Annotated in this window: 15 protein-coding genes and 1 pseudogene; all 16 read left to right on the top strand. The window is 34.0% G+C overall.

Annotated elements, in window-relative coordinates:
* The first annotated feature begins 562 nt into the window (after positions 1-562).
* The 16 genes and pseudogenes from ACFX40_RS00670 to ACFX40_RS00595 all read left to right on the top strand — a co-directional run bounded on the left by ACFX40_RS00670 (position 563) and on the right by ACFX40_RS00595 (position 16,106).
* Positions 563-780: pseudogene (locus ACFX40_RS00670) on the top strand (DUF6366 family protein).
* Between the two features lie 38 nt (positions 781-818).
* Positions 819-1,055: a hypothetical protein gene (locus ACFX40_RS00665; protein ID WP_098333495.1), complete on the top strand. Its 237-nt coding sequence runs from the start codon at positions 819-821 to the stop codon at positions 1,053-1,055.
* 117 nt (positions 1,056-1,172) lie between these two features.
* Positions 1,173-1,844: an HAD family hydrolase gene (locus ACFX40_RS00660; protein WP_098333494.1), complete on the top strand. Its 672-nt coding sequence runs from the start codon at positions 1,173-1,175 to the stop codon at positions 1,842-1,844.
* Between the two features lie 794 nt (positions 1,845-2,638).
* Positions 2,639-5,152: a PEP/pyruvate-binding domain-containing protein gene (locus ACFX40_RS00655; protein ID WP_377253849.1), complete on the top strand. Its 2,514-nt coding sequence runs from the start codon at positions 2,639-2,641 to the stop codon at positions 5,150-5,152.
* 101 nt (positions 5,153-5,253) lie between these two features.
* Positions 5,254-5,829, top strand: coding sequence for a TetR/AcrR family transcriptional regulator (locus ACFX40_RS00650; protein WP_377253847.1), 576 nt, complete (start codon positions 5,254-5,256; stop codon positions 5,827-5,829).
* Positions 5,830-5,845: 16 nt separating this feature from the next.
* Positions 5,846-7,192: an MFS transporter gene (locus tag ACFX40_RS00645; RefSeq protein ID WP_098248890.1), complete on the top strand. Its 1,347-nt coding sequence runs from the start codon at positions 5,846-5,848 to the stop codon at positions 7,190-7,192.
* A gap of 298 nt (positions 7,193-7,490) precedes the next feature.
* Positions 7,491-8,342, top strand: a complete 852-nt coding sequence (locus ACFX40_RS00640) for a transketolase (RefSeq protein WP_303750122.1) — start codon at positions 7,491-7,493, stop codon at positions 8,340-8,342.
* A complete protein-coding gene (locus tag ACFX40_RS00635; RefSeq protein ID WP_263034331.1) occupies positions 8,342-9,289 on the top strand; it encodes a transketolase family protein in 948 nt (315 codons plus the stop codon). The genes ACFX40_RS00640 and ACFX40_RS00635 overlap by 1 nt, the downstream gene beginning before the upstream one ends.
* A 49-nt stretch (positions 9,290-9,338) precedes the next feature.
* On the top strand, positions 9,339-10,097 hold the full coding sequence (locus ACFX40_RS00630; protein WP_098790777.1) for an SDR family NAD(P)-dependent oxidoreductase: 759 nt from the start codon (positions 9,339-9,341) through the stop codon (positions 10,095-10,097).
* A 208-nt stretch (positions 10,098-10,305) separates the two neighbouring features.
* Positions 10,306-11,016 (top strand): FadR/GntR family transcriptional regulator, encoded by a 711-nt coding sequence (locus ACFX40_RS00625; RefSeq protein WP_043980704.1) that lies wholly within the window; start codon positions 10,306-10,308, stop codon positions 11,014-11,016.
* 704 nt (positions 11,017-11,720) lie between these two features.
* A complete protein-coding gene (locus ACFX40_RS00620) occupies positions 11,721-13,052 on the top strand; it encodes an MFS transporter (protein WP_098248889.1) in 1,332 nt (443 codons plus the stop codon).
* Between the two features lie 100 nt (positions 13,053-13,152).
* A complete protein-coding gene (pfkA, locus tag ACFX40_RS00615; protein WP_060747582.1) occupies positions 13,153-14,109 on the top strand; it encodes a 6-phosphofructokinase in 957 nt (318 codons plus the stop codon).
* 114 nt (positions 14,110-14,223) lie between these two features.
* Positions 14,224-14,358: a GapA-binding peptide SR1P gene (locus ACFX40_RS00610; protein ID WP_107917869.1), complete on the top strand. Its 135-nt coding sequence runs from the start codon at positions 14,224-14,226 to the stop codon at positions 14,356-14,358.
* 74 nt (positions 14,359-14,432) lie between these two features.
* Entirely contained in the window at positions 14,433-14,897 is a 465-nt protein-coding gene (rpiB, locus tag ACFX40_RS00605) for a ribose 5-phosphate isomerase B (RefSeq protein WP_025749189.1), read from the top strand.
* Between the two features lie 283 nt (positions 14,898-15,180).
* Complete coding sequence (locus ACFX40_RS00600) at positions 15,181-15,618, top strand: NUDIX hydrolase (protein ID WP_098578979.1); 438 nt, start codon at positions 15,181-15,183, stop codon at positions 15,616-15,618.
* Between the two features lie 104 nt (positions 15,619-15,722).
* On the top strand, positions 15,723-16,106 hold the full coding sequence (locus tag ACFX40_RS00595) for a YkvA family protein (protein ID WP_028409971.1): 384 nt from the start codon (positions 15,723-15,725) through the stop codon (positions 16,104-16,106).
* Positions 16,107-16,188 lie beyond the last annotated feature (82 nt).

The following is a 16,188-nucleotide window of genomic DNA, read 5'->3' as shown; positions in this document are numbered from 1 at the left end:
GTACCGTCAGCTTTTATACTTCTCTATATAGTATTTTTCTTTTTAGATATTTCTTATCATTATGGTGTTTCTTATTCATATAGCTTTTTTCTTTTTTTATTTTTGTCATTAATATCTCTAGTTTTATGTTTAGTAATATGGTTTAAGGACAGGGAACGTCTTTTTCTATTTTTGGCTGTAGTTTCAATCCTTCAACTTACGTTTACTGTCTTTATTTATCTTTTGCCAGAAGCAGGAACTAAACCACTAATTTATGAAAAAGTAATCACAAAAGAAGATGTTTTACATAAATAAGCGTACACAAAAAAACTTGAAGAATGTGTATCTAGTATAAGGTTATTAAAGAGATCCCCTTACATAAAGAGGATCTCTTTGATGCAGGTGTTTGTAATAGTAATTATATTAACTAGCGTTGTATACTTCTTCATTACAAAGCGGTGTTTCATACTTATTAAAAAAAGAAATGTGTACAGTTAGTGTAAGAAAAGGGATCTAACAAAAACCCATTAATTTATATTTTAACCATAATATGTTATAATATTTCAAAAATGGTGGTGTGACGATGAGCGAAGATAAAGAAACACCTGAAAGAAGAAGAGAGAGAGATTAAAACACGAAGAGGTCAAGATAAACCCCACAGGGAATATGAACGATGCATTTAACAGAAATGAAGCTGGAAACCTATCTGGTTTAGCAGGCAGCTTAGGATGGAAGGGGCTAGGTATACTTATTACTGTACTGATTATAGGCTTTATCGCTGTGTCCCTATTTTTAAAATAATATGAGGTTTATAAATTAAGAGTACTGGAGGAGTCATTTTGAAAAATTATGCAGTGTTTATTGGTAGTTTTATAGTGTTACTGTTTGCTTTTCAAATTGTTTCTGGGCTATTTCTTACACTTACATATGTACCTGAGACCTCACAGCATTTGAGTAGCTCAACGGTCAGTATTTTTTCTTTTAGTTACCCATTTTTAAGTGCTACTATAGCAGCGACCGTTGCATTTATTATTTCAAAAAAAGGATGTAAAGTTAAAAAGAGCACCTATAAATGATTAGGTGCTTTTTTGTGCTGAAAATATTCATTATGATTTTTAATAACTGCTATTTTTCCTTTTTATGGTATTATATATAGATACGTATTCAGTACTGTTGAAAGAGGGAGATACTTAATGTTGCAATCACTGATTTTTGATATGGATGGAACGCTGTTTCAAACAGATAAAATTTTAGAATTATCGCTTGACGATACCTTTAACCATTTACGTGCACTCAATCAATGGGATACTGGCACTCCTATTGATAAGTATCGTGAGATTATGGGTGTACCTTTACCAAAAGTATGGGAAGCTTTATTACCTAATCAATCAGATGAAATAAGAAAGTATACGGATGACTATTTTTTAAAAAGCTTATTGGAGAATATAAGAAAAGGGAAAGGTGCTTTATACCCCAATGTAAAAGAGGTCTTTAGCTATTTAAAAGAAAATAACTGTTTCATTTACATAGCAAGTAACGGTTTAAAAGAATATTTAGAAGCAATTGTAGACCATTACGATTTGAATAATTGGGTGACAGAGACATTTAGTATTCAACAAATCCAAACCCTCGATAAAGGAGAGCTAGTCAAAACAATTATAAAGAAATATGATATCAAACATGCTGCAGTAGTAGGAGACCGCCTATCTGATATCAATGCTGCAAAGGATAATGGTTTAATGGCAGTAGGGTGTAATTTTGATTTTGCCCAAGAAGCTGAGCTTGCGCAGGCTGATGTGGTAATAGATGATTTGAAGGAGTTAAAAAGGATTGTATCTAACATAAATAGTAGCTTGTCAATCTAATAGACGGATCTTCGTACATAACCATTATAGATGGTTAATGTCTCAATTCTATTAAGAAAATAAATTTTTTATATGCTATGTAAACGGATAGGCCTTTAAAGGCCTATCTGTTTAATTTACCTTACAGTATTGGAAGCCACTTGATTTTGAATCTTCACTGCAGTTTCTGCTCCGTCAATGAACTCACACATATATAGACCTCCATCTACTGAAGTTGAAACATAAACAATGAGCGGTTCCTCTGCAATTTAAAATGTTTACATAATCTTTTATTGTCATTAATAAATGGTTTACAATCCTGAGCTATGCTTAGGTTAGGATTTCCAAAATAGTTTTATATTAAAAATAATTCTATGAGAAAGGAGATTTTTGATTATGACTTCGCATATGATTCGTAAATCTGATAGCGCTCAGTTATATATTAGAGGATATAAGATAAAATTGACACTCAGCCAGTGGAAGCTTGTAAGCACTCAAAGATAATGGTTAACCCAACTATAAAAAAGGAAACCTCCACCTTAATTTAGGTGGGGTTTTTTGCATTTCTTTTATTAACCGTTTAATTGGTTAACTATTTAGACTTTATAATAAAAAAGGCTAATAAAAGTTAAAAAATGTAATAAAAAAGAGGAATATTATTTAAGTGAAATTAAAATAAAGCACAACTAAATATGCATTTTTTAAATGTTTTACCACTTTTTATTGACCATAAAAATTTAAAAGAATTAAAATAAATATAAAGTAAGTAGTTACTTACATTTTAAAACTAGTTTGTAGGAGGATGAATATTTTTAATGTATAGTTTAAGTTTTCAAAAGGTAGATGAGGCGAACGAAAAAGTTGGAGCAAAGGCTTTAAACCTTATAAAAATGAAAAAAGAAAATTTACCGATTCCAGATGGGTTTGTTATTCAAACAGAAGCTTTAAAGCGATATATCGAATGGAATGGGATTAATCGTCAAACGGATAATATCCACGAGAGAATTTTGCAAGGGGAAATTCCTATTGAAATTGAATCGGATCTCATAGAGGCATTTAGAAATCTAAAAAGCTCTTATACATCAGTAGCTGTTCGATCATCATCCAGTGCTGAAGATTTAGAAGGTGCATCGTTTGCTGGCCAGTATGAAACCTATCTTAATGTGAAAAGCGCTGAGGATTTTTTAAGTAAAGTAAAAGCGTGCTGGGCCTCATTTTTTACTGAAAGAGTCGAACAATATACTCAAAATATGTATGCTGATTTTGATGAAATTTCAATGGCAGTTGTTGTTCAAGGATTAATTGAGTCCGAAGTATCGGGAGTCATATTCAGCCAAAACCCTGTTACTCATAATACAAAAGAAATGATGATTAATGCCAGCTATGGACTAGGAGAAGCAATCGTATCGGGCATAGTAACACCTGATGTTTACCTGGTTAATAAACAAACCTTTGAGATAGAGAAAGAAAAAGGGCTAAAGGAAGTAAAAATAATTCCACTTGCTGAAGGCGTTGAAGAAATCGAAACAACGGAAGATGAACAGCAAAGGTTTTGTTTAACAGACGAGAAAATCATTGAATTGAGCGAAATAACAAAAGAAGTAGAAGCTCTTTACCAACATCCCGTAGACATAGAGTTTGGTATTCAAGACAATCAAGTATATCTATTACAGGCAAGAGCGATTACCACATTAACAGAATCAAAAGAATTAACTCCTTTCCAAAAAGATATATCTTTAAGTTTCGAGGATATGGAAGAGTTTTGGATTTTAAATGACACAAGTTTTTCTCATGCTGTTAGTCCTTTGTACGCTTCATTTATTATTCCGGCATTTTCGGAAGGAACAGCTGCTAGTTTTAAAAAGTTACAGTTTATGTTTAATAGACTTCATTTAAAACTTTATAAAGGTCATATCTATACAAAAACGGAGCCTTATAAAGGAGATTCTAATAAAAGATTCCAAGCAAATAAAGAATTGATGGAAAGTATTTATCCAATCCTAACAAAACGAATGAATCAAATGATTAAAGAACAATTCCTGCCTTACTATAACAAGTTAGATAGCTTTACTGAGGGAAATCTCAATCTTCAGAGAGGAAAAGAGATTCTTCAAAGTTTGACTGATTTTTATAAAACGGCATATGACTTGCATTTTGACATTGTTATGCCTCAAATGTCTTTAAATACTAAGGTTGAAGAATACTATAAAAACCTTACAAATGAAAAATCCGGACATGATGTTTATGAGCTATTGACCGGGGAAATGAATAAATCGTTGGAAACGGATCAGCAGCTTTCTAGACTTGCTTTAACAGTTAAAGGCGATGCGGAGCTTACTAAGATCTTTGAAGAAGAATGTACAGAAACTTTATTAAAGAAATTAGAGGAAAATAAAGCAGCAAAAAGCTTTATGGCTGAAGTAGATACTTTTCTAAAACAGTATGGATATCGAAGCGTCGTAAGTCACGATTTTGTAGGGGAAACTTGGCTAGAGAATCCTCTTCACGCGTTATTGATTATTCAAGGGTATGTTAATGACGGTTACAACTTTGATGAGAATTTCAAACAGACGGTCAAAAAACGTGAACAGAACTATAATGAATTTCTGGAACAGATAGCGGATAGCACAAACAAAGAAGAGTTTAAAAAATATTATCAGTGGGCATTAGATGCATCTGTTATAAGAGATGACCACCATTTTTATATCGATGCAATGTTGGATGCAAAAGCTCGTTTATTCCTAATCAAGCTAGGTGATTTATTAGTACATCATCATGTTTTTCTAATGAAAGAAGATATTTTCTTCTTATATCTTGATGAAGTAAAGTCTCTTTTAGAAAATCCGGTAGACGTGACAGAATTAGTTGAGAAACGTAAAAAAGAACACGCAGAACATGAACAAATGCCTAATTTGCCTAGATACTTCGGCGTCCCTGAGCCAGCTCACCTAAAAGAAGCTGAGAAATATATGGGAGCTATTGAAGAAAATGACGATAACAGCGAACATTCTATTAAAGGATTAGCCTCTTCTTCAGGAACCTATACCGGAAAAGTAAAAGTCATTTCAAATACGAAGGAATTTTATAAGCTGGAAAAAGGTGATGTTTTAGTATGTAAAACCACTACTCCACTTTGGACTACTTTATTTCAGACTGCGGGGGCTGTTATTACTGACGCTGGAGGCATTCTTTCTCATTCGGCAATAATTGCACGTGAATATGAAATTCCTGCAGTGGTTGGTACGAAAATAAGTACAAATAAGCTAAAAGATGGCGATATAGTTATGGTGGATGGTACGAATGGAATTGTCACGCTTTTAAATGAATAAATAGTTCTCTTGGCTTCCATTTGACAACAGCACTTTTTCCTTTATATACTGCCTAATGGAAAGTAAATACTTACATTCAGGAAGCATAAAGGATGATTAACATGAAAAAAGATGAAACAAAAAAGAAGATAACAAAAGCTACAATAGAACTGCTTAAAGAAAAAGGCTACAAAGGTACTACCACTAGAGAAATTGCAGAACAAGCTGACGTTAATGAATTAACTGTTTTTCGCCACTTTGGCAATAAAGAAGGCATTATTCAAGCTATTGTCAAAACAACAAGCTTTTCGCTTGAAATTTTTGATAAATCAATTGAATGGGAGCTTGAAAAAGATTTGACGAATTTCGGTTACCTGTTACTAAAAGACTTTGATAATAACCGAGACATGATTTCAATTGCTTTAAAAGATCCTTTAATTTTCTCACAGGCGCACGAAGAAATTTTGAAAAAAATTAATGATACGAAAGAAATACTAAAAGAATACTTTGAAGAAATGCAAAGGAAAGGATATATCAAAGAATTAGATTGCTGTACACAAGCGGAGATTTTCCTAAGTGCGTATTGGGGATATTTTATGTATAAACTAAATTTTGGAGACAAAGCCTTACATGCAGATTATCAAGATATGATAAAAAACAGCATAAACACGTTTATAAAAGGAATTTCTCTCCATTAAAAGGAGGCAATAATGTTTGGGTAAACATAAAGAGCTTATCTTGATTATTTCATTACTAATTGGGACATTTCTTGTACCAATAAATTCGACAATGATTGCCGTTGCTCTATCAACCATATCGGCTCATTTTAATGAACCACTTGCAAGTATTTCTTGGGTAGTAACTATTTATTTAATTGTAATGGCTGTCACTCAGCCTATCGCTGGAAAGCTAGGAGATCTATATGGAAACAGAAATATCTATTTATGGGGCGTGGTGTTCTTTCTGATAGCATCTTTAGGCTGTATATTTTCAACTAATCTCATTTCCCTTATTACCTTTCGATCACTGCAGGCAGTAGGAGGAGCTTTACTTACTCCAAACACTATAGCAATCATTAGATATGTGGTGCCAAAAGAACGGCTTCCTAAAGTTCTAGGTATATTTGGAATGGGGATGGGTTTGGGTGCTGCAATTGGACCTTTATTAGGGTCTGTCCTGCTTGAAAACTTCAATTTGGAAGCTATATTCTGGGTCAATGTTCCTTTTCTTTTCTTAGCTTTAATCAGCGGAATAGTTATGATTCCTAAATTTAATGTTAAAAAGCAAACAAGTACTTTAGATATTCAAGGTTCTATTTATTTAGCAATTAGCATTTCTTTATTGATCTTGTTGACACACGGTATGGAATTTACCAAGGCTTTAATAATGGGAATAATATTTATTTTATCTACAATCTTGTTTATCAAAAGAGAAAATACGGCAGAAAACCCGATTATCGATTTTTCTTTATTTAAACATTCCACCTTTACAAGCGCTAATTTATCTATTATGCTTAGCAACTTTGTTATGTATGTGATTTTATTAATTATGCCTCTGTTAATGAAGTCTCAATTTCATCTATCTACAGCGCAAACAGGGCTTGTTTTATCAGTTTTTTCGATTTCAATGTCTTTAAGCGGCTGGATAGGTGGATTATTAAACAATAAATTTAGTTCTAAAAAAGTGATTGGGTTTTCTTTTGCTATGATTATTGTCTCTAATATCCTTTTTCTATCTTTAGAGAACATTGGATCTATTCTTTTTCTTATCGTAGCTTTAATTATTGGAGGTTTTTCGACCGGAATAGGTTTAACAAGCATGCAGGTTGCCTCGCTGGACTCCGTAAGCAAAGAACAGTCTGGTACAGCTTCTGGCATTTACTCGACATTTCGCTATTTTGGAAGTATTATTTCGTCCACGCTTATTGCGCTCGTTACAAGCTATAACTACATCTTCATTATTTTAGGGATATCGGGGATAGTAGGCATACTAGTAGCTAGAAGCATTAAATCTAGTAGCCAAGATGTAATAAGCAGCAATAATTCTAGTGCAAAAGCATAGTTGTTTTTTGATAAAGCTTTTGTTTATATACACAATTTACTAATCAATCAATAAAAAAAGTACTGCTTCTAAAATAGGAGCAGTACTTTTTTTCACTTAAAAACTTTAGAGAAAACAACATACGAATTTACAAAATGACTTGCTTTAAATAAAAAAATTCTAATAATTCAATCTTGTTGTTGACGAACTCGCATTTCAGATGTACACTTAAGTCACAAAGCTACTTAGTATACAAGTTACCTAAGTATACTAAATTATATGTTAATAGATATATTATTTAGAAAACAGCAAGTCATAAATTAATGAGGTGACTAAAATGAAAGAAATTAGTATTGAAGAATTAAAAGAAAAAGCCATTCAATTAAGAAAAACAGCTCTTACAATGATTTATGGAGCACAATCTGGCCATCCAGGAGGTTCACTTTCTGCGGCTGATATTATGGCAGCGCTTTACTTTAAAGAAATGAATGTTGATCCGCACAACCCTAACTGGGAAGATCGCGATAGATTCGTCCTTTCTAAAGGTCACGTTTGTCCCATTCAGTATTCCGCTTTAGCTTTACGAGGATTCGTTCCTTATGAAACGATATACACGTTAAGAGAATACGGTTCTCCGTTTCAAGGGCATCCAGATATGAAAAAGTGCAAAGGTATTGATATTTCAACAGGCTCACTAGGACAAGGACTTTCGTGTGGCGTAGGTATGGCAATCGCAGGTAAACGAGATTTTAAAGACTATAGAGTTTTTTCTTTAGTAGGAGACGGAGAATGTCAAGAAGGACAAATTTGGGAAGCTGCTCAAACAGCAGTTAAGTACCAATTAGATAATTTAGTTGTATTTGTAGATAATAACAGACTTCAAATCGATGGATTTTGTGATGAAATTATGCCATTGCAAGATTTAGAGAAAAAATTTGATGCATTTGGTTTTGAAACAAAGCGAATTAATGGACACTCCATGGAAGAGATTGTAGCAACATTGGATGAAGTAAAAGTAGCGAAGAATGGAAGACCAAAATGTATCATCTGTGACACGGTAAAAGGTAAAGGAGTTTCGTTCATGGAGGATGTGGCTGATTGGCACGGAGTTGCTCCAAATGAAGAACAATATCATCAAGCAATGGAAGAAGTAGCAGGAGGGTTAAGATAATGAGCATACTAGAAAAAGATCTTACAGTAAAAAAAGCTACGAGAGAAGCCTTTGGAGATGAAATCGTAAAATTAGGGAAAGAAAATAAAAATATTTATGTCATTGATGTCGATATTGCAAAGTCGTGTAAAACAGTAAACTTTATCAAACAATTACCCGACCAGCATATTAATGTAGGAATTGCAGAGCAAAATGCAGCCGGGTTAGCGGCTGGACTTGCTACGACTGGTAAAATTCCTTTTGTAAGCACTTACGCGGTTTTTGGTTCGTTAAGAATGCTTGAACAAATTAGACAAGAAGTCTGCTACCCTAACTTAAATGTAAAGATTGCTTGTTCACACGGCGGTTTAACGCCAGCTAATGATGGCGGAAGTCATCAAGCTATAGAAGATATGGGTGTATTAAGATCGGTTCCAAATATGACCGTCATTATGGGAGCTGACTATTATTCTACTAGAAAGCTAGTAGAACAAGCTGCTAAAGTGTACGGACCTGTATATCTTCGTTTTACTCGTGATACGGTTCCAATGATTTACGATGAAAATGAAGAGTTTACAATCGGAAAAGCGAAAAAAATTAAAGATGGAAGCGACATCGCTATTATTGCCAACGGCGATACAGTACGACTCGCTTTAGAAGCAACGAAAGAATTAGAGAAACAAGGCATATCTGTGAAATTACTAGACATGCATACGATTAAGCCTTTAGATCGAGAAGCAGTGGTTGACTGCTTAAATATTGGAAAAATCATTACGGTTGAAGATCACAATATTCTAAATGGCCTTGGCAGTGCCGTATGTGAAGTAGTTGCGGAAGAAGGAAAAGGTACAGTTCGAAGAATTGGTGTACAGGATCAATTTGGACAATCTGCGCCTTATGAAAAACTATTAGAGTTAAATGGAATTACTGTAGAAAATATTATCAAAACAGCTAAAGATCTGATGTAAGACTAACTATATTAAATAGATAAAGCTAACAAGATGGGGGAAATATAACATGTTTGATTTAAAAGAGAGAGTAGCAATTATTACTGGTAGCGGTTCCAAAAAAGGGATTGGACGTACAATCGCCCTGACACTTGCAGAGCAAGGAGCGGCTGTTGTTATAGCAGATATTAATTTTGATGGTGTGCAGGATACAGTCAACGAAATAAAAGAAGCTGGTGGCAAAGCCTTAGGAATAGAGTTAAATGTAACAAGTAAAGATTCTTGCGAGGCGATGGTTAGAAAAACACTTGAAGAATTCGGCAGAATTGATATTTTAATTAATAATGCAGGTATTTCTCAAAAGGTTACCGTTCAAGATATGACGCTTGAAGACATTACAAAAGTGTTTAACGTAAATATGTTTGGGTTGTTTCTATGTACACAAGCAGTATTAGAAACAATGAAAGATCAAAAGTATGGTCGAATTATAAGCTTGTCTTCTGTTTCGGCTAAAAGAGGTGGAGGAGTGTTTGGGGGACCTCACTACTCGGCATCTAAGGCCGCAGTACTAGGTTTTTCGAAGAACTTAGCGCGCGAGGTAGCCTTAGATGGCATTACGGTTAACTGTGTAGCTCCTGGACTCGTTAATACAGAAATTTGGAAGTCACTTCCTGAAGAAGATGCAAAGTCTGTGATTGATAGTATTCCTATGGGTAGACCGGGTGAAGTGAAAGAAATCGCGGCTACAATTGCCTTTTTAGCTTCAGAAGAAGCTTCTTATATTACAGGAGAAGAAATTGATATAAACGGTGGCTCACATATGGATTAATATTCAGGTTCGTTATACAGGCATGCCATGATGGTATGCCTGTATAGCTGTTTATTGATAAAATCATTAGTAAAATGAGAAACTGACTACATAAATAAGGATTTTTTTGCTAGAAGATGCTAGGCTTGTTGCCCCTAAAAATAGAACAGTATATAATAATTATGTCTACTTAATTATGAATAAAATGAGCTAATAATTATAGAGAGAAGTGATTTCCATTAGTTTTAATCCAGTTTCTAATAATAAATTATATATTCAAATTTATAATCAAATTCTTTCTGAAATTCAATCTGGAGCGTTTCAAGTAGGAGATAAACTCCCTGCTGAAAGGGAGCTGTGTGAACAATTTGGTGTAAGCCGCGTGCCTGTTAGACAAGCCCTTAGCGCCCTGGAATTGAACGGTTTTATCTATTCTCGTCAAGGAGAAGGTGTATATGTTAAAGAGTTTCAAACAGAAGCTGAAAATTCTCAATCAACACTTTTAACGGAATCTACCTCCCCTGAAGACATTGTAGAAGCAAGAATGAACATAGAGCCTCTTATTGTACGTTTTGCAGCTTTGAGAGCTACAGAAGAAGATATTAAGGACCTGCGTGCAACTATTGATAAGATGGAGGAAGAAACGAACGCAGGGGTGTACGTACCAGAAACAGATGAAGCCCTACATAATGGTATAGCAAAGGCTTCTCATAATGATTTATTTATTAGTATTATGGCAGCTATTAGCAATGCGATGAAACAGCAGGAAATGTGGAAGTTTATAAGAGATCGAACCGTCACTAGACCTGACTACCGGGAAGTTAATTTTAATGAGCATAAATTACTTATTAATGCAATTGAACAGCATAACGAAGAAGAAGCTGTGAGAATTATGAGTTTTCACATGCAAAATCTATATGATCGTTATTGGAAAGCTTAATTCCAACTAATTTTTTATTAGAACAATACCAAATATAGAGGTAAAAGGCAGCTAAAGTGTAGCTGTCTTTTTGCTGTTGAAAAGATAGCATAAAATGAGTAAGATTCAGTGTTTTCTTTCCAAACAAACTGTGTATTTCTTTTCATTTTTAATAAGGTTCAGAAAATATTTAATATAATAATTATATTGACAATTGATAGGTATGTAAGTACACTGTTTATATAAGGGAACTTAGTATACAAGTAGCTAAATCTATAAAACGGAGGTAATGTGAATCTTAAAATTCATTAGTCTTTACAGCTCGATATTTTTTTAGAGAGATTAAGAGAAGGGTTCGAAAATGTAAGCGTTTTTTACCGTTACTGTGGAGTACAAATGTTTTGGATTATTAGGATAGAAAGTAGAAAGTGGATTTATAGTGTTTTCATATCGCTAGTAAGGTTTTGGTGTATGATATTTTCTAATAGTTCTTACTTTTTTAAATGATAAATAATACAGGGGGATACTTCGCTCTTTCATTTTTTATATGTCCATATGAAAGGGATTACAGAAGTAGGGACTAGATTTACTGAGACTTAGAAATAGATCAATCATCTTTTATATAAACTTTTAATTCTTTCTGTCAATTAGCCTAGAGCAAACACTCAGGTCAAAGACCGAAGAGTATGAAGAATAGAAGGATGGTAACCCAGGGAGGAATTATTTTGGATCCAATTAACTTAGAACGTTCAACTACTAAAAAAGTAACGTTAAGGCTCATTCCATTTCTATTTTTATGTTTTACCATATCGATACTTGATCGAGTAAATATTGGGTTTGCTGCATTACAAATGAATGAAGATTTAGGTTTTTCTAATGCTGTTTTTGGATTAGGGGCAGGAATTTTCTTCCTTGGCTATTTCCTTTTAGAAGTACCTGGAAGTGCTATGATGACGAAAGTCGGAGCTAGAAGATGGATTAGTAGAATCATGATTACATGGGCAGTAATTGCTATTTTAATGGCTTTTATCCAAACACCATGGCAGTTTTATACCGCAAGATTTCTTTTAGGAATTGCTGAAGCTAGCTTTTATCCTTGTATGGTCTTTTATCTAAGTGGTTTTTATCAAACAAAACATCATGCAAAAGCAATTGCTGGATTTATGATTGCAATCCCTGGTGCTAATGCAATAGGATCTCCTCTTTCTACTTATTTATTAGGTATTGACTGGTTAAACATGGCTGGATGGCAATGGCTTTTCATTTTGGAAGCGATTCCAGCTTTAATCTTAGGTGTGATATGCTTCTTCTATCTTGACGATAAGCTGGAGGATGTAAAATGGTTGACTAACGAGGAGAAGAAATGGTTAATCGACGTTACAACAAAAGAGAAGTTAGAAAAGCAGGAAGCCAAACACTATACATTCGCTCAGGCCTTAAAAGACCGTGACGTATTAACCTTATCTTTAGGATACTTTTTCTGGATGGTTGGCTACTATGGCATCGTCATGTTTTTACCGACAATTTCAGAAGGGTTATCTAAAACCACTTCTCTTAGTACGCATGCTATGGGGTGGATTTTAGGATTAATGTATGTTTGTGCAATGGTAACCATGATGTTGGTTAGTAACCACTCTGATAAGAAAAATGAAAGACGCTTTCACGTCGTTGCTTGCTTAGTAACAAGTGGCGTGGCATTGATTATTAGTAGCTACGTTGCAAATATGAACATTGTTTTATCATTTGTATTCTTAACGATCAGCCTTTGCGGAGCGTTCGGAGCATATTCTCCGTTTTGGGCAATTCCACCGTCTTTCTTAACGGAAGCTGCTGCTGCAGGTGCCATTGCCCTTATTAATAGTATTGGGAATCTAGGCGGTTTCTTCGGACCGTACATCGTGGGATATATTAAAGATATGACCGGATCTTTTAATGCTAGTATGACATTTCTAGGTATTAGCATGTTTGTAGCTTCCTTTATCGTAGCTTTTTTATTAAAACAATCAGGAAGAGCTATTAAAAAAAACACAGTCGATCGATTAGAAAAAACTAGTTAATTCTTGTTTGAAAGAAAAATTGTACTACTGAGAGTGACCGACAAAAAGGTCTTTAATATGTGTCGGTCACCTTTCTAAATTAATGAGAAGGTGTTTAGCAATGATAAAGCTAGGAGTTTTAACAAGTGGCGGAGACGCTCCAGGAATGAATGCTGCTATTAGAGCAGTAGTAAAAACAGCTGACTATCATAACATAGAGGTAATGGGAATCGAGAGTGGTTACCAAGGTTTAATAGAAGGTAAACTTCATAGATTAACCTCTACAGATGTAGATTATGTTGCGGATAAAGGAGGGACATTTTTAAAAACCTCCCGCTGCGCAGAATTTATGAAAGAGTCGGGCAGAATGAAAGCTTTAAGTATATTAAAAGATTATGGAATTAATCATTTAGTGGTAATCGGCGGTGAAGGATCTTTTAAAGGCGCTCAAAAATTACATGAATTAGGTGCAAATGTCATTGCTATTCCCGCAACGATTGATAATGATTTATCTTATACAGATTATTCAATTGGATTTGATACTACATTAAATACGATATTAGAATGCCTCGGTAAAATTAAGGATACAGATTTATCTCATGAAAAGACTACCATTGTAGAAGTTATGGGAAGATATTGCGGAGATTTGGCCCTATACTCTGCTTTAGCAGGAGCTGGAGAAATTATTTCAACCCCAGAGAGGAAATTGGGCTTTGAAGAGATCTGCTTCAAGCTTAATGAGAAAATTAAAAATGGTAAAAAAGATAACTTAATCCTGATTACTGAAAAAATGTACGATATTCAAGACCTGCAAAAATATGTCGAGGATCGATTAGATATTAGCGTAAGGACAAGTATATTGGGTTTCATTCAAAGAGGAGGACAGCCGTCCGCATTTGATCGCATATTAGCAAGTAAAATGGGAATCACAGCAGTAGAATTATTATTCAAAGGATATTCTGGTAGGGCTGTAGGAATCAAAGAAAATGACTTAATTAATGTAGATATTGAAAAAGTTCATTCGAAGTTATCTAGTAATGATGATAAATACAGCTTACTGGATACCATTCTGGCTTAAGAATATCTTTTCTAACATCCAATGTTTTATCAAAGTAGAGATAAAACGAGTTTGTCTCTAAAGAAATGTATTTGAATACAAACGAATTTTTCTAATAAAAAGGAGGAAATAAACATGAATAAGCAGGTTAATGTAAAACAGGGAACTATCGTTTGTCAAGTATGTGGGAAAGTTATTGAGAATGTAGACAACTCTGAAGGGGTTAAAACATGGTACGGGAAGTGTTCCGAGGATTGTTCCAGGAAATAACGTAGCGGTAAAAGAGACCCCAAAAATCATTAGAATTTTAATTAAGACTATAGCTGAACAAGGAGAGTAATCTTATGAAAGTCATAATTGCTTCAGATCATGGTGGGATAAACATTCGTAAAGAGATTATAAATCTATTAGATGAAATGTCCATAATATATGAAGATCTAGGCTGTGAATGCAGCAGTTCAGTCGATTATCCGGACTATGCGATTCCAGTTGCCCAACGAGTAGCAAATGGAGAAGCGGATTTTGGAATTTTAATCTGCGGTACGGGAATTGGCATGAGTATTGCCGCTAACAAAGTAAAAGGAATTCGTTGCGCACTCGTTCATGATGTTTTTTCAGCTAAAATGACGCGTGAACACAACGATACGAACATTTTAGCCATGGGGGAACGAGTAATTGGACCAGGTTTAGCCCGCGAAATTGCGGAGACTTGGTTAACAACCCCATTTGTTGGAGGCCGTCATGAAAATCGCATCTGTAAAATTACAGAATACGAAAATGTATCAGAACCTTCTCTTGAAAGAAAATAAAGACAAAAAAGGCAAGAATCAATTTGATTCTTGCCTTTTCCTATTATTTCACTTCCTGATATGATGATTATAGATCCTATCAGAATAGCAAAACTAACCATTCCAATTCCCATACCAGTTAACCTTCCGTAAAAGCAGCTTATTATGACAACACTGAGACTAATTATTTACAATTAAAATAGATGTAATAAAATATCCCTGATTTATTATTGGGAGTTAAAGAAGTTTGTTTGCTGATGAAGAAATCTGTACGGTTAGTATCTATATATAGGAGGAAGCAAAGATGCAGGGTAAAACGATGATAACAAAAGTTATGGCTTACATAACTAGGTTTAATGGTCATCATACAGAGTTATTAGTTTACAAACACAAAGATTATCCAGAAGCAGGAGTTCAAGTTCCGGCAGGTACTGTAGAAGAGGGAGAAACAATTGAAGAAGCTTTATATAGGGAGATCAAAGAAGAATCTGGATTAATGGAGTTTTTATCGGTAACAAAATTGAAAACATATGTTTATCATCATGAAGGTAAAAGCCAGTATCATGAACGACATGTTTTTCATTTGGAAATTAAAGAAAAAACTGCAGAACGGTGGGAATATAAGGTTAATTCTAAAGGGGAAGATGCAGGATTAATCTTTTCATACTATTGGGCTCCTATTCAAGCTATTCCCAAACTAGCTGTAAATCAAGATGATTGCATTAATCAGTTATTTTTATAGTTATAAATTTATTAATAAGAGAAATATGTAGGTATCAATGAGAATAAAAGTAATTTTATATTACATCAAACCGTCCAGATATATAGCAAAGGAGAATAGGAAACATGCTTAATCAATTAAAGCTGTGGGCGAAAAAGTTAAAAAAACAGCTATTCATCTTATACTTAGCTTATAAAGATGAACGAGTATCTTGGTATATCAAATTATTTACTGCTTGTGTTGTTGCATATGCCTTCAGTCCAATCGATTTAATTCCTGATTTTATACCGGTTTTAGGCTATATTGACGATATAATCATTGTTCCTTTAGGAATTATGCTTGCTTTGAAAATGCTACCTACAAGTGTTATAGAGGACTGCACAATAAAAGCAGAAGAGCTCATTGGAAATGAACGACCTAAAAATTGGGTTGCGGGTTCAATTATTATCGTAGTATGGCTACTTATTTTTATGTGGAGCTGTTTTACTATTTTTAAATTATTAAATTGAATGAACTCTTATCAAGAAAAAATATAGTAGGTTTACTATCGATTGTTATGATACAAAATGGTAAATGATATATATAATTGAA

The organism is Priestia sp. YIM B13552 (genome assembly GCF_042787775.1).
GTDB lineage: Bacteria > Bacillota > Bacilli > Bacillales > Bacillaceae_H > Priestia > Priestia megaterium_E.
This window is presented reverse-complemented; position numbering and strand designations above follow the sequence as displayed.